Origin of the sequence: Pararobbsia alpina (genome assembly GCF_965118125.1) — a bacterium.
In the GTDB taxonomy this organism is placed as follows: Bacteria; Pseudomonadota; Gammaproteobacteria; order Burkholderiales; family Burkholderiaceae; genus Pararobbsia; species Pararobbsia alpina_A.
Window position 1 is genome coordinate 1,619,908 of sequence record NZ_OZ221288.1, and the last position, 18,338, is coordinate 1,638,245.

Below are 18,338 nucleotides of genomic sequence, written 5' to 3' on the forward strand. Positions count from 1 at the left end.
ATCTATCTGGACCGGGTTGCGGCGCTCGCGCTGACCGTCCTCGCGGGCGAGATGAGGTCCTGTAGTGCGATGGTGTGAAGCTCAACGACGCCGTCGCGTTTCGTGGTGATTTCGATGTCGGTTTGCGAAGGCGCTTCGAGCAGAGTTCGAATGCGAAACAGGTTCTTTGGATTGCCCGTCACGGTTCCGACGCGAGCGATTTGGTCGCCGACGCGAATGCCCGCTTTAGCGGCAGGACCGTTGGCGACGGTGTCGATCACTTCGAGTGCGCCGTGCTCGGACAGACCGATCCACATGCCGCTGCGATCATACGTGTCCGGGCTAGCGAAATCAGGCCCCTTCAAAAGCCACATGACGCGATGTTCATAGTCGAACGACACGACGAATCGCTTGAGAACACCCATACCGATACTGCCGGCCCGATCGGTTCGCGTGAAGCTTCCCGCTTTTTGAAGCGACAGACGCGTGATCGGCGGTGGTATGTCGATGTTACCGATCGAGAATTGCGTCATACGCCCGATGATGGCGTGGATTGGGCCTCCGCCCCCATAGCCGGTCATCGCCTCGACGGTCTGGCCGATCTTTTGATCGAATCCGTGTTCCCGCCAGAAGCCCGAGAATAGCGTCAGCGCAAATCGATCCCCCGTATCGACCTGAAGCGTGACAGGCAGATCATTGACGGACGCCTGTATAAGCGGAGTGCCGTTTTCATCTAGGGAAAACGGAACGCCTAGTGCGCCGGCAGGTGGTGTGAAGGTGGTCGCATTCTCGATGACCGCTTGCTTCGCAGCCGCATCGAGCGTGACAACGCGATGCTCGAACACGCCAAATCCGATCACACCGTCGAATCGCCCAAATCCGATGACGCGGCGGAGTTGATCGGTGTTCATCGCCGGGGTATCGAGGTCATGCATGTGTATCGGCCCTAAGCTCAAAGCTCGCACTCGCACGGTCTGAAACTCGAGAGGCTGTTCGCCTGCGCCGGTCCCTGAGTCAGACTTCAGCGCAGGCAGCTTGAGGCGTGTGGCCAAAGCAGTGCTGACGGTGGTGTCCGATGAACCCGTGTCGAGGATGAAGCCGAAAGGCCCTTTTCCGTCGACCATCACGTCGACAAACGGGCGATTGTCGACTATGGACAGCGGCAGCTTTTCGCCGATCGATGGTTTCCCGGCTGCGTTCGACCACAGCGGCACACATAGCAAGATGAATGCGGCAAGCATTGAGCGTCTTAGGCTCATTGTGTTTCCTTTGTCACGTGAAGGCTCACGATCGAGGTGGCGGATTGGACGAGATCTGTCAGATCCGAGGTGAAGACCGTTCGATAGCGTGAGGGGGTCATCGCGTCGCGGCAGAAACGATCATTGACCGGACGCCTTAGCAGCCCACGCCCTCGTCGCATGGCAGGTTTGCATTGCGCGCTTGTAGGCCTCACGTCCGGTTGTGCGGGCCACATAAGCTCGCTCCGCCTCGTTGAGGACTACACCGCCCGCTCTTGTGGCTAACTCGAGAGCGTAGGTCACTGAAATATCGGCCGCCGTAAACGTCTCGCCTGCAAGATAGGGCGAGCGTGCGAGCTGTCGTGTCACCAGGCCCAGCCTGCTGTCGAACACCTCCTGTGCCTGATCAGCCTTCCAGGTTTGTCCTTCGGCGTTGGGCGCAGAATTGCGTGCAACGACGACAAAGTACATGGACGCCGCAAGGCCGGCCTCTCCAAGGTGGAGGAATTGTTGGTACACGGGGAAAGCCGGATCACGCGGCTCCGGCGCGAGCGGCGTCGGCCCGTAGCGGGCCATCAGGTACTCCATGATCGCAATGGATTCGACCATCGAAACGTCGCCATCCCGAATCGCGGGGATAAAGCCAGCGGGATTGATGGCCAGAAACTCTATATCGTTCTCGACTCCGGCCAGTAGATCCACGGGTCTCAGTTGATACGGGAGCCCCATCTCTTCCAGCAACCAGACGACCCTGAATCCTCGCCCTTCGCCATAGACCGTGATCATTTTTGCAATCCCTCGTTGACGCGGCCGGTATTGAATATCACGGTGAGGTCGCATGCGCAACCGGCCTGCCTTCAGATGCCGAGCTAAACGATCAACCCAATCAAGCCCGGCTACCAACGCTCAAAAGACAAATGCGGCCACTCACGTCGCCATCGATCTGTTTTCGCCTCGTAGACTTCCCGAATCGGTAGTGCCTTGTTTGGTCTAAGGTGTCCGTCGAACAGGGATGCCAGACCGAACGGCGAATAGATCTCGAACTGTTCCTCAAGGCGTTTGACACCAACGGCAACCGTTGCGCAAGGAAATCTGTCGATACCGTCCGACGCACGCATGACGGTTCCGAATGGAATACCAAACTTTGCTTGGTACCACAGCGGAACTCGTGCTTGATTGCGGACTTGAACCTCGATTGGCAGATCCGCAAACAATGATCGAGCCTTACGTATCACCACATCTTCGGCTTCCCACGACGTATCCGAATCGTAGTAGATGAGGTCGTAGTCCAGTATGCCGGCATCAATCTCACGGCCGCACGCGACGTTCCAAACAGACTGGGCAATACAGCCCGAGGTCAACCACCAATCCGTGATACCGAGTTGATCGGCGCGCGCCAGGATGAGCTTGTTCCAGCGATTTTTCTCGATGACTAAAACAAGCTCACGTTCGAGGCTTGAATTTGTTCGCCGCTGAGAGGGTTCAATGGATAGGATGGGCAATGGCATAGTCGATGCGGCCATGATCTACTCGATCGATGACATCTTACTGCTTTGTATATTCTTTAGATTGTGTCGCGAACCTGCAATGAACGCCCGAAGGAGCCAGCTTGGAACAAGACGAAATTCTTCAGATCGCTAGTCAGCTGTCCGGCGACGATGTGTGTGCAGAAATTCTGGCTCTTAGCGTTGTTGAATTCAGTCATACGCCCAAGAGTCGCATCACTCTGGATATTGATAGCACGAAGGGCGTGCTCCGAGATACGGGCAGAGGAATGCGCCTGACGCCGGACCGCGGTGACACGCTGTCGCATGCGGAGCGAGCGCTGATCGGCCACTATCCGTGTCTGCCGTCCAACGACGTTGTGGGCACGGTACTTAGTGAACTGATCTGGGGCGCGCGCGGTTCATTGGGGCCGTCGGTAGCAAACTTTGCCTGCAAGTCTTATCGTTTTACCAGCATGAGAGACGGAGAAATTTGGTCTCAGCTGTATCAAGGTGGAAGGCCCACGGGACCGGCGACGATGTTGGGCCTTACCGAAGAATCAGGCACGCGGGTTGAGTTCGAGACCGAGCGTCCGATTGACGCATCCAAAGTCAAATCGCTTGTGCACACCGTATGCGGGCGTATCAAGGGGCTTTCGATTTCGTTGCGACATGATGGTACGACCTATTAAAACGCACGTTACCTGTGGTCGATCCCTAGTCGTTCCGGAGAGCAACCCATGCAGCCACCCTTCGCAGGTACCTGTATGTGCGGAAGCATTCGATATCAGTTGCTAAGCGAGCCGCTGACGTTTTATGTATGCCACTGCCTCGATTGCCAACGCCGAACCGGGGGTGCCGCCCTTCCGGTGATGTGGGTACCGCGAACGGCACTTCGCATTCTCGTCGGTACGCCAGTTCTGCAGGTATTTGAACTAGGAGAAGGCAGGCAAAGAAGAAGCCGGGTCTGTCCGCGATGTGACACGCGCCTTTGGGCCGAGCCCGCGGACAAGCCGGATGTCGCGATACTCCGTCCGGGGACGCTTGTGGATCAAAGTGCCTTCACGCCCATTGCTCATCTGTACGTGCGCAGCAAGCAGCCATGGTTCTCAATTCCGGAGAACGTGGCTCAGTTCGAAACTGAGCCCGACGACCGGCAAGAGCTGATTCGCTTGTGGAAACAGTCGGGAAACTCGGCAGGAGCTCGTTCGTCAGTCAAGCGATAGCGATGCTGGGCAATCGTCCTTAGCCTCACATGAAAAATTTCCGCCCGCAACTCTACGAACGCTGACCCCGCGCCATCCCCGCCAGCCCGACCATCGCAATAGCGGCAAACAGCGCTGGCAGCAGGAAGACGCTCGGCAGGCCTATCCGCGCGACGCCGAGACCGCCTGCGACGCCACCCAACGCCGACGCTAGCGCGGTCGAACTCATGAAGATCGCGGAGGCCGTTGCGACCGCGTCGGGGAGCATGCGCTGCGCAACGATGATGCCCAGCACCATGAAGATGCCCCACACGCCCCCCATCAGGATTTGCCCGGCAAACATGCCGACCGCCGATGGCCAAAGCGCGAAACACAGGTTGGCACACACGCCGAAAGCCGCCGCCGCGCTCATCATCGATGCATTGCCGAAGCGACGGCCAAGGCGAATGCTGAAGGGCATGATCAACAGTTCGATGAAGGGCTGAATCCCGATGACCGCCCCACGCACGGGCGGACTCAGTTTCAGGTGCTCCTCCATGTAAATCAGCAGAAATCCATATTTGATGGGTTCACCCGCATAAACGAGGACGAATAGCCCTGTAAATGCGAGCAAAGGAAGCATGGCGCGCAGACCGGTATGGTGTGCAGGTTGATCCGCTGAGGCCTTCTTGATACTGCCCGTCGGATTCAATGCGCCGAGCGGCGCGATCTGCAACAGGGTGCAAATCGCGGTCATCCAGATCATCGGGCGAAGCCCATAAACTGCAGCCACCCACGCGCCCAGCACGGGACCGACGATCCATCCACCGGTCAGGGCCATTCGGATGATCGCCACCACGCTTTCGTTTGCGCCGTCCGCCTTGCTGCTCAGTTCATCGTGAACGGCCGCGAAAATCTGCGAAGCGGTCGCGCCGGCCACGGCCAGCAACACGACTGCAATCACGAAAGGCATCCAGACCGACGTAGAAAGCGCGACCCCGGCCCAGCCCAGAAAACCCGCCACCGCACAGAGACGGAAAAGCCCCAGGCGGTTTCCGGTCCGATCGGAATACCGGCCCACGAGATATCCCGCGACCGGCGCAGCAAGGCTCGTCAGGTAATAAAACCCGGCTACCGGCAGCGACGCACCAAGCTCTTTAACGAGGAACAAAACGATCTGCGGTGCAGCCGCCGATGTTCCAAGACCGGACAAAAACATCGCAATCGTCGCGCCGAGAAACAGTCTCGAAGCGGCAACTTGACGCAATGCGGAATGACGCACGGCTGGCTCCGGCATCGCAATGGATTCACTACCGGTTTGGTCTGACATCGTGAAACGGTCTCCCTGGTGACTGCCAATATTTTTTTATTCATTGGGCAGCGCTCGACGGTCAGTCGAGCACGCACGCCGGAGAGTATCGCGACCGCCTGACGATGGCTATGGTCCGATTGATCTGGTCACCGGGGCACTGTGGAGACTTCTAGGAGGCGATGCAGTGGGCAAAAATGCTTGAGAGACCTGCGCAGTTGCAGGAGACAACCATTCACGCGAGGGATGCACGGGATTCCGCATGGACACACCATGCGAGACGCAAAGGCTGCTCAGCAGCCTCGATGCGGCGGCATGGGACGTCGGCCGCCTATGATTGATAGGCCGCGGGGTTTTTACCCCTCGACCTTGGCCCCTTCAAAGAAGGCAACACGATCCCGCCCGCTGCGCTTTGCGGCGTACAACGCCGAGTCGGCAAGCCCATAGGCCGCGTCGAAATCGGTACCGGCCCGGTTGTCGCTCACGCCGAAGCTCGCGGTGATGCGTCGATTGACCGGATCCCCGAAGGTGTGATTCGCAATGGCCGCGCGCATGTTCTCAGCCATGCGCAGACCGTCGGCCATGCTTTTGCCGGGCAGCACGACAGTGAACTCTTCTCCGCCAACGCGGCCAAGAATGCCCTGATCGCCCAACGTCTCGCGAAGACAGTTCACGATACCGAGGATCACGGCATCGCCGGTCGGGTGACCGAAGTCGTCGTTGATCTTCTTGAATTCGTCGATATCGAGCAGGATCATCACAGCCCGATCGACACGCAATGCCTTGACGGCGCGCTCGATGACCGCGCTTCGATTGAATACGCCCGTGAGGGAATCGTGCGTGGCCCGATGCTGCAGTAGCTGAGTCAGCGACTGCATTTCGCGTTCAGCGCGGTCGCTGCGTCCGATCAGACGACGCGTCTCGCGCATGAGTCGCTCGTAGTGCCGGATAAGCTCGCCCAGGGCATCGCGGTAAGCCTCTGCCTGTGCATCGGGCGCCGCGCTGATGGCCTTTGCCCGCTCCAGCGCCTCGCTTTCGTTGCGAAACAAATCTGCTGAGCTGCCAGTCGCTGCCTCACCCTGAGCGTTCTTATCCACGCCACCCGTCCTCAGTTTGCTACAGGGCAATCGTTGAACTTGATCGCCGTAAAGTCGATTTGCAATTCTTCGCCGAATTCCAGAATCGTCTCGTCTTCTGCGTCCCGGTACCAGTTCACCAGGACTTGCTTGCCCGACGATGCTGCACGATCCAGCGCGTCGAATACGCTGAACAGCATCTTCGTGCTCGAGCTATTGAAGTACGTCAGCGCCACTTCGACCGTGATCGCCTCTGCCGCGCATTCCTTCAGCCACGCGTTGAGCTGCTCGATGATCGGCGCATAGAATGCCGCGGCGTTCTCCGGATACGACTCGCCGCGCAGCGACAACACATTCTGATCGAAGCGGAAGTCGATTTCGGGCGACGTGACCGTGGCAGCGATATAAAGGTTTTCCATTTTTGTACGCAGCCCCCCGGTCAGATAATTGTTTTCAGGCAAAACAGAGTCGTTTTCGGATCGTCATCGCGCTGGTGAAACGCGAACTCCAGCGGCGCACTCGCGTCACGCGCCATCGTCAGAAATCCCAGGCCCGCGCCTTTGCTACCCGCCGGCGCTTCTGCGCGCAGCGACAGCTTATACGCTTGCTTGATCTCCTCGATCGACATCGTGCGCAGCGGCTCGAGCTTCTCGCGCAAGTCGTTCACGGCCACCGTCGCGATCGGGTTGATGCACACCATCAGGTGACGCTCACCTTCGACGGAAATGCACATCGCGCCTTCGCGAATCGCGCTGTCCCGATCGGCTTCTTCGCCGATCGCGTCGCACGAGTACTGAACGATGTTTTGCGACAGCTCGATAAACGACGAGAAAATTCGGCGTCGCGTCGGTCCGCTCAGTCCTGCTACTTCCAGCTGCAACTTCACCACTTCGCTCATCGCCGCAACGATGCTGTGCGAGAAATAGCCCTTATGATAAAAGAGCAAGTTCGGTCGCTGCGCGATTTCAAAAAAGCATTGATCTCGATTCAACATTTCGGACATGTGTGTTAACTACCTCAAACCTGTGCAATGAACAGCGTGACGTCGTCGCGACGGAACTGGCTGCCTTGCCAGTCGGCGAACGCACGGAGCACGGAGTCGCAAATCGATGAAGGCGCACTTTCGCGCTGAGCAAGTACGAGATCGAGTGCCCGGCGTTTGCCGAACGCGATCTTGCGCGGACCGCCGATCTGGTCGATCAGCCCGTCCGTAGAGACGAACAGCAAGCTGCCACGCGGTACGTCAACGCTGTGCAGTTTCCATGTGTAGTCGACGAGGCTGTCGACATAACCCACGCCCATGCGATCGCCGGCGATGCTTTCGAGCTTGTCGGCATCAGGCCGAAGCACATGCACCGCCACCCGCGCGCCGGCGAACAGCAGCTTTTGATTGTTGGCATCAAACCAGAAGAACGCTGCATCGAGCCCGTCGTTCGACTGGGGCGCATCGCCCGCACCCATGGCTTGACCCAGCAAGCCCTTGACGTTGCGATTGACCGCTGCCAGCAAGGCCGACGGATCACGCGGACCGATTTGTTCGAGCGCCTGCGACAGCGACGACATGGCCAGCAGCGTCATAAACGCGCCCGGCACGCCGTGCCCGGTGCAATCGGCGATCGCGCCAAACCAGCCATCGGGAAATGCGGCGAAGTGATAGAAATCGCCACCGACGACGTCGCGCGGTTCCCAGACGAGTGCAGCGTCCTGAAGCGTGTTCGCCATCGCCTCGCGCGATGCACGCAGCATGGCTTGCTGGATCACGCTCGCATACTCGATGCTCTGCATGACCTGACGATTCTTCTCGGCCTGCGATTCCGCGATGATGCTCAGCAGGCGAAGGCCATTGCCGACGCCCACAAAGCGACCTTCTCGCGTGATGATAAAGCCGTCGACCAGGGCCTTTTCGCCGACTTCGACGGTTTTGAACGCAAGCGCCTCGATGTCGGTGTCGACATCGACGATCAAGGGCTCCTTGTCCATAAACGCGATGCAGCTCTTCTTGTCGTAGAGCTCGCGATGGAAAGGCTTGCTCATCTGCGACAGGAAGATGTCGCGATTGATCAGACCGATCGGGCGATCGTTTTCGATGACCGCGAGGCTGGCCATATCGCCGCGCGCGTAGAACATCTCGAGCACGACGGAGTTCGTGTCCGAAGCGTCGATGGCCGGAACTTCCTGAGCCAGATCCGCGGCGCTGAACGACCCACCAGCGGGTCCCGTACGACGAAACTGAGCGAGCGCGGGATGCATGGCGATCCGTTCTGGCAAAAAAGGAGGAAACACAGCACGCTATTGACCCCTCGTGTCATTTTCGTTACAAACACGCCGAAAGTCGCTCAGGACCTTCTGTTTATGGGGCCGCCATAAACAGAAAATGCTGCGCGGGCTCTGAATGTATGAATGTCAGGGGATTCCAAACGAGTGCAACAGCCGTCCCAGATTTTGGGGTTGCACGTGAATAACGCCGCCGCGAGGGCTGTCGACGTCTGCGATCAGCGCAAGGGACAGCGATACCGTGACAGGCAGGATCGCGATCAACATGCCCTTGCGAAGACTGCCGCTCGCGCCGTACCCCTGCATGACGCATCCGCACGCGCCGATAAGAATCATCAACACCCAGGCGCCGATGGGAATTCGATTGATGCGAGCCGCCTCGGAATAGTCTTGCGAGTTGAGCACGTCGTTCATGCCCGTCACAACGGTCGCACCGATGGGTGTCGGCATGTCCTTCGCCACCTGGGTCGCTGACTGCCAGAGTTCTGACTGCAGTGCCGTGGTGTCCCGTCCGATCTGCGCCAGCGCTTCCGGATCCCGCGTCAGATAGTCGGCCAGCCTGAGTTGTGAATAGCGTATCAAGCCGCTTTTTATCGAACTGGCGACGGGATCACGCGCGAGGTCGGCGCGCGCGTACTCCGTGCCAATCGCGTTAGCCTCTGCTTCCTCGAGGTTCTTACGCTGATCGTATCGGCTGACCGCCATCGACAGACAGAAGCCAATGATGAATGCGAGCAGCGTAAAAGTTGCACCCTGAACGACTTTGAAGTCCTCGCGCTGGCTTTCGGTCAGTTCTGCCCGGGGCCGGAGGACGAATGCGCCAAACGCCACCGCGGCAATAAACACCACGGCAAGCACCACCAGCAGGACGGCCGGATGATCGACGAACGCTGCCATGCGCACTCCGCACAGAAGGATCTACGACAAGGTGAGCGATGCAACGTGCCCGCATCAAGGCTTCAATGCGGACACTTCACGATGCAGTGTGACAGCGCGATCCGCGATGTGCGCGGCGTGGATCCCGCTTTTAAACGGGATCCGTTATCGCACTCGTGACTTGGCGTTGCGCGGTGGCCGCAGCGTCTGCAACGTTCAAGGAAACACTTCCTGATGACCCCCCTGTTCTCCGTCGCGACGACCGACGACAACGTGGCAGAGACAGCCGCCAATGCGGTAGAAATAAATGCTTCGGATCGGGCGGCGCATAGCAATATTTTTATCAGTTAGCTTGGCCTGCCAGCAGGACCCTTTGATTCGCGCGGTTACACGAACCCCCTCTTAAAACTAAACATCACCTGCGGTCTTCACCTTTAAGTACTGCCACCAAAAGTCTGCAAGTTGAAGCGCTATGCTTTGCAGCTAAACAAAGTAAGCGCATCGAATGGAATATGTTTCTGGTTGATTACGCATGAATGCCCTCGATACCTGTTGCCGCGAATAATTGATGCCATGCACACTGCGGGATGTGACACAGGCAGCCCGTCGTTCTGATTCGCTTGTGTCAGACTGACGCCACGCCAGCCCAAAGCCCCATCGGCAAAACGCACACGTCAAGGAAAGTGCAAGTGCTGACCGCAATCGAAGACATTGACCGACATATCGCCGAGATTCGTCGCGAACTCGACAAGGCTCGCGAACGGATTCGACATTGCGCAATGGATGCCGCGGTGACAAGCGATGATCTGCTGCGGGAGCAACACCTCGTCTTCGAATTGAAAACGTGGCTCGAGCGTCGGGAATCCATCGAAAAGACCATGGGGAAGCGTTGAGTCAGATCGTGAGAAAAGCACTCGTCCTTGTTACGGTTATCGCGGTCAGCGGTTCGGCCTTGGCGGATAGCGCCGCGTGGGTTCCTGTCAGCAACGCCGCGGATGTATCGGTCGATATGGAGCAGTCGACCTGGACGCGATCAGGGGACCAGGCGTCAGTCTGGTTCCGCGAGCGGTTCGCCGAGCCTCAGACGAGGCCCGGTCAAACGGTGCCGTTCGACGACGCACGCTTTCGCGTGAAGATCGATTGCAGCGACCTGACTGCGACGGTTCTTTCCACGATATGGATGGCGAATGGGCAGCCCATCGCCAAGGCAGATGGACAGATGGCCGCCGGACCCGCAGTCCCCGGTACCGCGCTAGGTGACGTCGCGGTGAAGGCGTGCGGCCCGCGCACGGCCGCGCCGGGCGACGGGGAATAGCGCGCGCTGCCCTTCGGCACGTGCCACGACGAAGTCGCGTAAAATCCCCGCTCCTGCGAGGCCTGCGCCTCGCCGACTGTCCTCACCCTCGACTCATCATCTGCCGCATGACCTCTGCACTCGATCCCCATTCCGGCATGGAAGACTCCGCCGGTTCCGCTGACGACGGCGTCGTCCACGAAGATCGCCTCTGGTGTGACAAAGGATGGACGTGCCGCGTCGTCAAGAATGAAGAAGACGACGGATGGGCTGTCGAAATGACACGCGATGGCGAAGCCGAACCTGCGCTCGTCGGCCCCTGGACGATGGGCCGTGACAAGAAGAACCCCAAGCCGCTCGACGTCTCGGCGTTCAACACGCTCGTAAAGACCGCGTCGGAAGTCCTGCGCCGGCACGAGCAGCAACTGCACGCCATGCTGCACAAGCAGGTCTGGGTCGACACGGCCGATGACCGGATCAGCGTGACGCTCGATATCGCCCCTGACGAAGACGACCCGCACGCAATGCTGGCCGCCGAAAACGCCGCGGGCGAATCGCTTGCGCGCATCAAGGTGTCGGCGGCGTTCAAGCTCAACGCCAAAAGCGCCGCACAATGGATTGAAAGCGGATACGCGAAGCCGCGCTGACCTCAGCGTGCCGTGATCTCCTTGCCGATTGACGATAGCGGCACGGTGCGTTCGACGCCGCCTCGTTTGATCGCCTCCTTGGGCATGCCGAACACGACGCAGCTTTCTTCGTCCTGAGCGACCGTTCGCGCACCCGCGTTTCGCATTTCGAGCATGCCGGCCGCACCGTCGTCGCCCATGCCGGTCATGATGATGCCGACGGCATTGGCCCCCGCACACTTCGCAACGGACCGGAACAGCACATCGACCGACGGACGGTGACGGTTCACAAGCGGTCCGTCGACCACCTCGACGTAGTACTGGGCGCCGCTTCGGCGCAGCAACATATGCCGTCCACCCGGGGCAATCAGTGCGCGTCCCGGTAACACGCGGTCATTGTTTTCAGCCTCTTTGATCGTGATGTCGCACAGGCTGTCGAGCCGCGCCGCAAACGCCGCGGTGAATTTCTCGGGCATGTGCTGAACGATGACGAGGCCCGGCGTGATCCGCGGCAGGCCTGTCAGCACTTCTTCCAACGCCTGCGTGCCACCTGTCGACGTGCCGATCGCCACGACCCGTTCGGTCGTCTGCGTCATCGCACGCGCCGCCCCCGGAGGCAGGATCACGTCGGCCGTGTGTTTTTCCTTCGGCTGTGGTGCGGGTTGCCCCTGTGAGCGCACGGCAAGACGCCGTACGTTCGCACCGGCAGCCGCAAGAATCGCCGCGACCAGGTCTTCGGACGCGTCCTGGAGAAACTGCTTGAGACCCAGCTTGGGCTTGGTCACGATCGACACCGCTCCCGCTGCCATGGCCTCCATCGTCGTTTTGGCGCCCTTCTCGGTCAACGTCGAACAGATAATGACCGGCGTCGGACGCTCGGCCATGATCTTGCGCAGGAACGTAATGCCGTCCATCCGCGGCATTTCGACATCGAGCACGATCACATCGGGCCACTGCTGCTTCATGCGCTCCATGGCGAACAGCGGATCGGCCGCAGCATGAAGCAGCTCGATACCCGGGGTCGCCTGCAGCAGACCCGTGAGCAACTGCCGCACGACAGCGGAATCGTCAACCACCAGAACCCGGACTTTCTTCATAGCGGTTTGCGATACACGGACGGTGCCACTTGCTCGACTTCGCGCGTGACGTCGTTGAGGCTTTCGGAATGGCCGATGCAGAAATACCCGCCCGGCTTCAGATGGGCGAGCACGCGGGCCACGACGTTGCGTCGCGTGTCGTTGTTGAAATAGATCATGACGTTGCGCAGGAAAATCACGTCGAACAGGCCCATATCCGGCAACGTGTCGTTCAGGTTCGCATGGACGAAGCGGATCTTCTCGCGCAGGCCGCGCGTAATCAGTAGTGTGCCCTCGTGTTCACCCTGCCCCTTGAGGCAGTAGCGCTTCAGATAGGGCATAGGGATAAGCCGTGCGCGCTGCTCGGGGTAGTGTCCCGTACGTGCCCGGACCAGCACTCTCGTGCTGATGTCGGTGCCGACGACTTCGAACGCTCGGCCCGACAACGCTTCGTTCAACACCATCGCAATGCTGTACGGCTCTTCTCCCGTCGAACATGCCGCGCTCCACACGCGATAGGTCTGACGCGACGTATCCGTCCGGGCGAGGCGCTCCAGCAAGTCGAAATGCTTCGATTCGCGGAAGAAGTACGTCTCGTTGGTCGTCAGCAGATCGACGGCCGATTGCACCTCCACGGGGTCCGTACCGCTTTGCAGCAGGCGAAAATAGTCCGCATAGCTTTCGACCTGCCTAGCATGCAGCCGCTTGGCCAGCCGGCCGCATACGAGCGATTTCTTCGCCGACGTGAGCGTGATGCCCGCGGCGTCGAAGATAAAGCGCTGGAAATTCCCAAAATCTTTATCGGAGAGAACGTAAGGATCGAGCGGCATATCACTGAGTCCGACAACGCTCGCGCCTTATTGCCCGACGAGAGCCAGCGGCTCCGTGTGCAGTTGCGCGAACGATTCCATTTCATCGAGTGACAACACGCGCGCCAGATCGAGCAGGATCACGAAGCGGCCCTTGACCTTGCCCATGCCCTGGATGAAGTCAACCCGCACGCGCGCGCCGAACGACGGCGGCGGCTCGATATCGGCCGCATCGATGTCGACCACTTCGCTGACCGCATCGACAACGACACCCACCACCTGATACTCGCTGCCCATCGGGATCTCGACGATCACAATGCACGTGCGCTTGCCGACCGGACTCGACGGCTGGCCGAAGCGCGCCTGCAAATCGATGACCGGCACGACGGCGCCGCGCAAATTGATTACACCGCGCACGCTCGGCGGCATCATCGGCACCATCGACGGCATGCCGTATTCGATGATCTCCTTGATCGCCAGAATGCCGATCGCGAACATCTCGCCGGCAAGCTGGAAGGTCAGAAACTGAGCCGTATCGACCACGCGTGCGCTGGATCCGCGCGCTGCGGTCGACGTCTGAATTGAAGAGACGTTAGTCATGGCGTATTCCCACTCGCGGCTCAATACCGGGAGAAATGCGACTCGTCGAGCGCTTCGCCGCCGGCGAGCGCCAGCTCGTGCATCGGAGCGGGCTTGCTGGCCATGCCCTTTGCAGCCTTGCGCGCGGCAGGGTTCGGCTTGCGCGCCACGACAGGGCTACCCGGCGTGCGGAAGAAGCTCATCGTCTTGCGCAGTTGCTCGGCCTGGCTGCTCATTTCCTCGGCCGTCGCAGCGAGCTCTTCCGAGTTCGACGCATTCTGCTGGGTGGTCTGGCTCAGCTGGGTCATGGCAGAGTTGATTTGATTGACACCGGACGACTGCTCTTCCGAACCCGCGGTGATTTCCTGCACGAGATCCGACGTCTTGCGGATGTTCGGCACCATCTCATCGAGCAGCGTGCCGGCGCGCTCGGCGAGCTCGACGCTCGAACCGGCCACCGCGCTGATTTCCTGCGCCGCGACCTGGCTGCGCTCGGCGAGCTTGCGAACTTCCGCCGCGACCACGGCAAAACCCTTGCCGTGTTCGCCTGCGCGCGCTGCTTCGATGGCTGCGTTCAACGCGAGCAGGTTCGTCTGATACGCGATGTCATCGATGATGCCGATCTTCTGGGCGATCTGCTTCATCGCATTGACCGTCGCCTTGACGGCGTCGCCGCCTTCGGCCGCTTCCTTGGCTGCCTGCGTCGCGATCGAGTCGGTGACCTTCGAGTTCTCCGTGTTCTGCGAAATCGAGGCGGTCATCTCTTCGATCGATGCGCTCGTTTCTTCCACGCCTGCAGCCTGTTCGCTCGACGCCTGGCTCAGCGACATCGCTGTCGCGCTGACCTCTTCCGATGCTCCGGCGAGCGACTCGGCGCCGCTATTCACTTCCGTCACGACTTGCGAGAGCTTTGCCACCATGCTTCGCATCGCAAACAACACGCTCGACGAATCGCCGTTGCGGATCTGTACGTCCAGCGTCAGATCGCCGTTGGCCACGCTGTTCGCGATGTCGGCGACGTAGACGGGTTCGCCGCCCAGCTGACGAACGAGCGAACGCGTAATGATCAGGGCCATGCCCAGCGCAAGGACGACGCACACACCCAGCGTTGTGATGACCCAGTTACGCGCCGAGGAATAGGTCTTTCCCGCATCATCGGCTGCATGTTGGCCGCCTGTGATATTCAAGTCAGAGAGCTTGTCGGACGTCGTGCGAACCGTGTCGTAGGCTTTCAGCAGATCGCCGTCGAGCAAGGCCTTTGCTTCATCGCGCTTGTTCGACAGCGCGGCGGTCACCAGCTTGTCGTGGCCCGCGTAGAAAAGATCGAGATTCGTCTTCAGCGTTTCGTACATCGCCCGTTCTTCAGGCGATGAGACGAGCTTCGCGTAGTCATCGAGCGTGGAGCGCGTCGTGACCAGACGCGCATCCGACTCCTTGGACGCCAGGTGAAGTTCATTGACGTCGTCGGTCAACGCCATACGCATTTCGAGCACGCGCAGGCGGTTCGTGTTTGCGCGGATGATCAGCACGTTGCGCACGCTCGGCATCCAGTTCGTCGCAAGCGCAACGGTCGAATCATTGACGTTCGACAACTGAACGATGGCATAGGCACCGACCCCGCTCATCAGGATCAGTACGATCAGAAAGGACCCAAACAGCTTGGTCGCGAGTTTCATTTTGTTAAGCACGGTCATTCCCTTTGCATGATGTGTTCGAAGCAGCCGCGATAGAGGTCAGCTGTTGGATGATTGAATAGACGACTCGAGTACCGGTCTTTCTTGCCGGCTCAGTCCTTGAGCGACGTCAGCGAGTGCCGGAACATCGAGAATCAGAGCGACTTCTCCACTACCGAGAATGCTCGATCCGCTGATGCCGTGCAGGTGCGAAAACATGCGCGCAAGGGGTTTGATGACAGTCTGGGCTTCGCCCAGGAGGCGATCGACGATCAGGCCGAAGCGCTGGTCGCCATGACGCACAACAACGATTGAAGGACGGCCCGTCCGGGCACCCGGCACGCGAAACAGCGAGCGCAGACGGATGAACGGCAAGACCTTCTCGCGAAGCTCGGTGAAGTCGTGGCCGGAGTCCTCGCGGAATTCCACGCATTCCTCGACGGAGTCGAGCGGAAGCACGAAGACGGAGTTGCCGACCGCAACCTGGAAGCCATTGATGATGGCAAGCGTCAGCGGCAGACGGATGGTGACCGTCGAGCCCTGGCCCGGCTGGCTGTCGAGCAGCACCGCACCACGCAGTGCCGTGATGTTGCGTTTGACGACGTCCATGCCGACTCCGCGACCCGACAGGTTCGTGACCTGATCAGCCGTCGAAAAGCCGGGTTCAAAAATCAACGCATAGATTTCGGCGTCGCTGAGCGACTTGCCAGGTTCGACCAGACCGCGGTCGATTGCCTTCGCGAGAATCTTTTCTTTCGACAGCCCGCCTCCGTCGTCGCCGACTTCGATAACGATGCTGCCCGAATCGTGAAAAGCGTTGAGCCGCACGCAGCCGCGTGCCGGCTTTCCGCGCGCAATGCGCACGTCAGCAGACTCGATGCCGTGATCCATGCTGTTGCGCACGAGGTGCGTCAGCGGGTCGGCGATCTTTTCGACGACGGTCTTGTCGAGCTCAGTGTCTTCGCCGCTGATCTGCAAATAGATGTCTTTACCGATCTCGCGTGACACGTCGTGCACGACACGTTGAAAGCGACTGAACGTTGCACCGATCTTGACCATGCGCAGCTGTAGCGCGCTATCGCGGACTTCTTCGACCAGAGTCAACAGCGTCGAATGGGCTTCATGCAGCGCGCCGCTTTGCACGTTGCGGCCCGCCTGGATCGCTGACGCAGAGGCCGTAATCAGCTCCCCGACCAGATCGACGAGGCGATCGAGTTTCTCTGCATCGACGCGGATCGACTGGCTTTCCGCCGGTTTGCCTTCGCGATGTGCCTTTGCCTGCGGCTGTCTCGCCTCGGTCGCGTTCGATGGGGGTACAGCCGCGCTTACGTCTGCTTGCCCCAACGCGGTCGGTACTTCCACGGGCGCTTCGACGGGCGTGTTGGCCGCCACGATGCGCACGTCGCAATCGTCGATGACGAACTCAAACGCGCCCTCGATCTGTTTGTACTCGGCGTCGCTCAGCAGCGCAATATCCAACCCGAGATAGCACGACTCGGCGTCCATCGCATCGAGCGGCGGCAGCGCGTCAGTCAGCGTGATCACGTGCGTGACGGTACCGAGCTTGCCCAGATACCGCAGGAACGAGAGCGGGTCCATCCCGTTGCGCAGGACGTCGGGTCCGAAGCGCAGCGAAATATGCCAGTGGCGAGCAGTACGATGCGCGCTCTCCGATGCCTGCGCACTGGCGTCGGACAGGAATGCAGGAACCACGGGACGCGGGGGTGCTGAGGGCATCGCGGAAGCGAGTGCGGTCTCCGCGCTCTCCATCAACGCCGGCTCGCGATGCAACAACCGGTTCAGTTGTTCGAGCAAGGGTTGGGCTCGCTCCGTGAGCCCGGCGTCGGGCACCGTTTCACCGCGTGCTGCGACTTCGACGAGTTGGCCGATATGGTCGCCGCACGCGAGCAGCAACGTGACGACCGATTCGCCGACATCCAGCTCTGCCTCGCGAACCTGGTCCAGCACGCTTTCGACGACGTGCGTGAATTCGACAATGAAGTCGAGGCCGAACAAACCCGCCGAGCCCTTGATCGTATGCGCGGCCCGGAAAATCGCATTGACAGAGTCAGACCGATCGTCTTCGTCGAGCACCCGCAGCAGGGCCGACTCCATCGCGTCGAGCAGCTCGCGGCTCTCGACGATAAAGGTCTGCAATGCCTGATCCATGTTCATGACGCGGCTCCGTCCTGCTTGCCGATGGCGGCGGGTTCGGTCGCAAACAGCGATCCGAGATTCAGTAAGCCGCACACGTCGCGCACGGGTTCGCTCGGATCGTGAAGCACGATCGAGCGGCCCAGCGAATGCACGGCAGCTTGTGTGGCCAGCAGGAGCTGAATGCCTGAGCTATCGATCTCCGCGACATCGGAGAGATCGATATCGAGCACGTCGAACGGCTGCGCGAGATGCGCGAGCAATGACTCGCGAAGCTCCGCGGCACGATAGATCGTGAGCTCTGCGCCAAGGGCGACACGAGTCGGTTGGCTCATGGCAGCACCAGCTTTTCGACTGCGGCGAGCAAGGTGGGCGGCTGGAACGGCTTGACGACCCACGCCTTCGCACCGGCCAACTGGCCTTCGCGCTTCTTCTCTTCCTGACTTTCGGTGGTCAGCATGATGACCGGCGTGAAGCGATAGGCAGGCATGGCCTTCACCGACTTCAGGAACGTGATGCCGTCCATATTCGGCATGTTCACGTCGCTGATGATCAGGTGGACCTTCTGGCCCGTAAGTTTGCTCAGCGCGTCACGCCCATCGCAGCCTTCGATCACGCTGTAGCCCGCGCCCTTCAATGCAATGCCGACGACCTGGCGGACAGAAGAAGAGTCGTCAACGATAAGGATGGTCTTGCCCATGGATTCG

Annotated in this window: 21 protein-coding genes; 5 read left to right on the forward strand and 16 right to left on the reverse strand. The window is 59.9% G+C overall.

What is annotated here, in order from left to right:
- Positions 1–2: 2 nt before the first annotated feature.
- The 3 genes from ACMFWR_RS25350 to ACMFWR_RS25360 form a co-directional block, all read right to left on the reverse strand.
- Entirely contained in the window at positions 3–1,238 is a 1,236-nt protein-coding gene (locus ACMFWR_RS25350) for an aspartyl protease family protein (protein WP_413195134.1), read from the reverse strand.
- A 120-nt stretch (positions 1,239–1,358) separates the two neighbouring features.
- On the reverse strand, positions 1,359–2,003 hold the full coding sequence (locus ACMFWR_RS25355) for a glutathione S-transferase family protein (protein WP_413195135.1): 645 nt from the start codon (positions 2,001–2,003) through the stop codon (positions 1,359–1,361).
- 110 nt (positions 2,004–2,113) lie between these two features.
- Positions 2,114–2,740, reverse strand: coding sequence for a nucleotidyltransferase family protein (locus tag ACMFWR_RS25360; RefSeq protein WP_413195136.1), 627 nt, complete (start codon positions 2,738–2,740; stop codon positions 2,114–2,116).
- Positions 2,741–2,826: 86 nt separating this feature from the next.
- On the opposite strand from ACMFWR_RS25360, the gene ACMFWR_RS25365 reads away from it, so the two are divergent.
- Entirely contained in the window at positions 2,827–3,393 is a 567-nt protein-coding gene (locus tag ACMFWR_RS25365) for a hypothetical protein (protein ID WP_413195137.1), read from the forward strand.
- Positions 3,394–3,468: 75 nt separating this feature from the next.
- The gene (locus ACMFWR_RS25370; protein WP_413197345.1) at positions 3,469–3,927 is read left to right on the forward strand and encodes a GFA family protein; all 459 of its coding nucleotides are present in this window, start codon (positions 3,469–3,471) and stop codon (positions 3,925–3,927) included.
- Between the two features lie 52 nt (positions 3,928–3,979).
- Here ACMFWR_RS25370 and ACMFWR_RS25375 read toward each other — a convergent pair whose 3' ends face one another.
- The 6 genes from ACMFWR_RS25375 to ACMFWR_RS25400 all read right to left on the reverse strand — a co-directional run bounded on the left by ACMFWR_RS25375 (position 3,980) and on the right by ACMFWR_RS25400 (position 9,441).
- The gene (locus ACMFWR_RS25375; protein ID WP_413195138.1) at positions 3,980–5,215 is read right to left on the reverse strand and encodes an MFS transporter; all 1,236 of its coding nucleotides are present in this window, start codon (positions 5,213–5,215) and stop codon (positions 3,980–3,982) included.
- A gap of 335 nt (positions 5,216–5,550) precedes the next feature.
- The gene (locus tag ACMFWR_RS25380; RefSeq protein WP_413195139.1) at positions 5,551–6,291 is read right to left on the reverse strand and encodes a GGDEF domain-containing protein; all 741 of its coding nucleotides are present in this window, start codon (positions 6,289–6,291) and stop codon (positions 5,551–5,553) included.
- 11 nt (positions 6,292–6,302) lie between these two features.
- On the reverse strand, positions 6,303–6,689 hold the full coding sequence (locus ACMFWR_RS25385) for a DUF1987 domain-containing protein (protein ID WP_413195140.1): 387 nt from the start codon (positions 6,687–6,689) through the stop codon (positions 6,303–6,305).
- Positions 6,690–6,709: 20 nt separating this feature from the next.
- Positions 6,710–7,273 carry a SiaB family protein kinase gene (locus ACMFWR_RS25390; protein ID WP_413195141.1) on the reverse strand — a complete coding sequence of 188 codons (564 nt, stop codon included), beginning with the start codon at positions 7,271–7,273 and terminating at the stop codon, positions 6,710–6,712.
- Between the two features lie 14 nt (positions 7,274–7,287).
- Complete coding sequence (locus ACMFWR_RS25395) at positions 7,288–8,520, reverse strand: SpoIIE family protein phosphatase (protein ID WP_413195142.1); 1,233 nt, start codon at positions 8,518–8,520, stop codon at positions 7,288–7,290.
- A 153-nt stretch (positions 8,521–8,673) separates the two neighbouring features.
- Positions 8,674–9,441, reverse strand: coding sequence for a hypothetical protein (locus tag ACMFWR_RS25400; protein ID WP_413195143.1), 768 nt, complete (start codon positions 9,439–9,441; stop codon positions 8,674–8,676).
- Positions 9,442–10,109: 668 nt separating this feature from the next.
- On the opposite strand from ACMFWR_RS25400, the gene ACMFWR_RS25405 reads away from it, so the two are divergent.
- From ACMFWR_RS25405 to ACMFWR_RS25415, 3 genes are all read left to right on the forward strand, one after another.
- On the forward strand, positions 10,110–10,313 hold the full coding sequence (locus tag ACMFWR_RS25405; protein WP_413195144.1) for a hypothetical protein: 204 nt from the start codon (positions 10,110–10,112) through the stop codon (positions 10,311–10,313).
- A gap of 8 nt (positions 10,314–10,321) precedes the next feature.
- Entirely contained in the window at positions 10,322–10,735 is a 414-nt protein-coding gene (locus ACMFWR_RS25410; protein WP_413195145.1) for a surface-adhesin E family protein, read from the forward strand.
- Between the two features lie 107 nt (positions 10,736–10,842).
- Entirely contained in the window at positions 10,843–11,361 is a 519-nt protein-coding gene (locus tag ACMFWR_RS25415; RefSeq protein ID WP_413195146.1) for a hypothetical protein, read from the forward strand.
- A gap of 2 nt (positions 11,362–11,363) precedes the next feature.
- On the opposite strand, the gene ACMFWR_RS25420 is transcribed toward ACMFWR_RS25415, so the two are convergent.
- The 7 genes from ACMFWR_RS25420 to ACMFWR_RS25450 are packed head-to-tail and all read right to left on the reverse strand — an operon-like array spanning position 11,364 to position 18,331.
- Entirely contained in the window at positions 11,364–12,437 is a 1,074-nt protein-coding gene (locus tag ACMFWR_RS25420) for a protein-glutamate methylesterase/protein-glutamine glutaminase (protein WP_413195147.1), read from the reverse strand.
- Positions 12,434–13,246: a CheR family methyltransferase gene (locus ACMFWR_RS25425; RefSeq protein WP_413195148.1), complete on the reverse strand. Its 813-nt coding sequence runs from the start codon at positions 13,244–13,246 to the stop codon at positions 12,434–12,436. Before ACMFWR_RS25425 ends, ACMFWR_RS25420 begins: the two co-directional genes overlap by 4 nt.
- Positions 13,247–13,273: 27 nt before the next feature.
- Entirely contained in the window at positions 13,274–13,825 is a 552-nt protein-coding gene (locus ACMFWR_RS25430; RefSeq protein WP_413195149.1) for a chemotaxis protein CheW, read from the reverse strand.
- Positions 13,826–13,845: 20 nt separating this feature from the next.
- Complete coding sequence (locus ACMFWR_RS25435; RefSeq protein WP_413195150.1) at positions 13,846–15,480, reverse strand: methyl-accepting chemotaxis protein; 1,635 nt, start codon at positions 15,478–15,480, stop codon at positions 13,846–13,848.
- Positions 15,481–15,537: 57 nt separating this feature from the next.
- Positions 15,538–17,652 carry a chemotaxis protein CheA gene (locus ACMFWR_RS25440; RefSeq protein WP_413195151.1) on the reverse strand — a complete coding sequence of 705 codons (2,115 nt, stop codon included), beginning with the start codon at positions 17,650–17,652 and terminating at the stop codon, positions 15,538–15,540.
- Complete coding sequence (locus ACMFWR_RS25445; RefSeq protein WP_413195152.1) at positions 17,649–17,966, reverse strand: lipid asymmetry maintenance protein MlaB; 318 nt, start codon at positions 17,964–17,966, stop codon at positions 17,649–17,651. The genes ACMFWR_RS25440 and ACMFWR_RS25445 overlap by 4 nt, the downstream gene beginning before the upstream one ends.
- On the reverse strand, positions 17,963–18,331 hold the full coding sequence (locus ACMFWR_RS25450; RefSeq protein ID WP_413195153.1) for a response regulator: 369 nt from the start codon (positions 18,329–18,331) through the stop codon (positions 17,963–17,965). The genes ACMFWR_RS25445 and ACMFWR_RS25450 overlap by 4 nt, the downstream gene beginning before the upstream one ends.
- Positions 18,332–18,338: the final 7 nt, after the last annotated feature.

Excerpts from the sequence above, each read along its gene's own strand:
- ACMFWR_RS25400 (WP_413195143.1), bottom strand. The coding sequence starts at position 9,441 with ATGGCAGCGTTCGTCGATCATCCGGCCGTCCTGCTGGTGGTGCTTGCC.
- ACMFWR_RS25445 (WP_413195152.1), bottom strand. The coding sequence starts at position 17,966 with ATGAGCCAACCGACTCGTGTCGCCCTTGGCGCAGAGCTCACGATCTAT.
- ACMFWR_RS25375 (WP_413195138.1), bottom strand. The coding sequence starts at position 5,215 with ATGTCAGACCAAACCGGTAGTGAATCCATTGCGATGCCGGAGCCAGCC.
- ACMFWR_RS25370 (WP_413197345.1), top strand. The coding sequence starts at position 3,469 with ATGTGCGGAAGCATTCGATATCAGTTGCTAAGCGAGCCGCTGACGTTT.
- ACMFWR_RS25420 (WP_413195147.1), bottom strand. The coding sequence starts at position 12,437 with ATGAAGAAAGTCCGGGTTCTGGTGGTTGACGATTCCGCTGTCGTGCGG.
- ACMFWR_RS25385 (WP_413195140.1), bottom strand. The coding sequence starts at position 6,689 with ATGGAAAACCTTTATATCGCTGCCACGGTCACGTCGCCCGAAATCGAC.
- ACMFWR_RS25395 (WP_413195142.1), bottom strand. The coding sequence starts at position 8,520 with ATGCATCCCGCGCTCGCTCAGTTTCGTCGTACGGGACCCGCTGGTGGG.
- ACMFWR_RS25430 (WP_413195149.1), bottom strand. The coding sequence starts at position 13,825 with ATGACTAACGTCTCTTCAATTCAGACGTCGACCGCAGCGCGCGGATCC.
- ACMFWR_RS25390 (WP_413195141.1), bottom strand. The coding sequence starts at position 7,273 with ATGTCCGAAATGTTGAATCGAGATCAATGCTTTTTTGAAATCGCGCAG.
- ACMFWR_RS25350 (WP_413195134.1), bottom strand. The coding sequence starts at position 1,238 with ATGAGCCTAAGACGCTCAATGCTTGCCGCATTCATCTTGCTATGTGTG.
- ACMFWR_RS25415 (WP_413195146.1), top strand. The coding sequence starts at position 10,843 with ATGACCTCTGCACTCGATCCCCATTCCGGCATGGAAGACTCCGCCGGT.
- ACMFWR_RS25355 (WP_413195135.1), bottom strand. The coding sequence starts at position 2,003 with ATGATCACGGTCTATGGCGAAGGGCGAGGATTCAGGGTCGTCTGGTTG.
- ACMFWR_RS25425 (WP_413195148.1), bottom strand. The coding sequence starts at position 13,246 with ATGCCGCTCGATCCTTACGTTCTCTCCGATAAAGATTTTGGGAATTTC.
- ACMFWR_RS25435 (WP_413195150.1), bottom strand. The coding sequence starts at position 15,480 with ATGAAACTCGCGACCAAGCTGTTTGGGTCCTTTCTGATCGTACTGATC.
- ACMFWR_RS25360 (WP_413195136.1), bottom strand. The coding sequence starts at position 2,740 with ATGGCCGCATCGACTATGCCATTGCCCATCCTATCCATTGAACCCTCT.
- ACMFWR_RS25440 (WP_413195151.1), bottom strand. The coding sequence starts at position 17,652 with ATGAACATGGATCAGGCATTGCAGACCTTTATCGTCGAGAGCCGCGAG.
- ACMFWR_RS25450 (WP_413195153.1), bottom strand. The coding sequence starts at position 18,331 with ATGGGCAAGACCATCCTTATCGTTGACGACTCTTCTTCTGTCCGCCAG.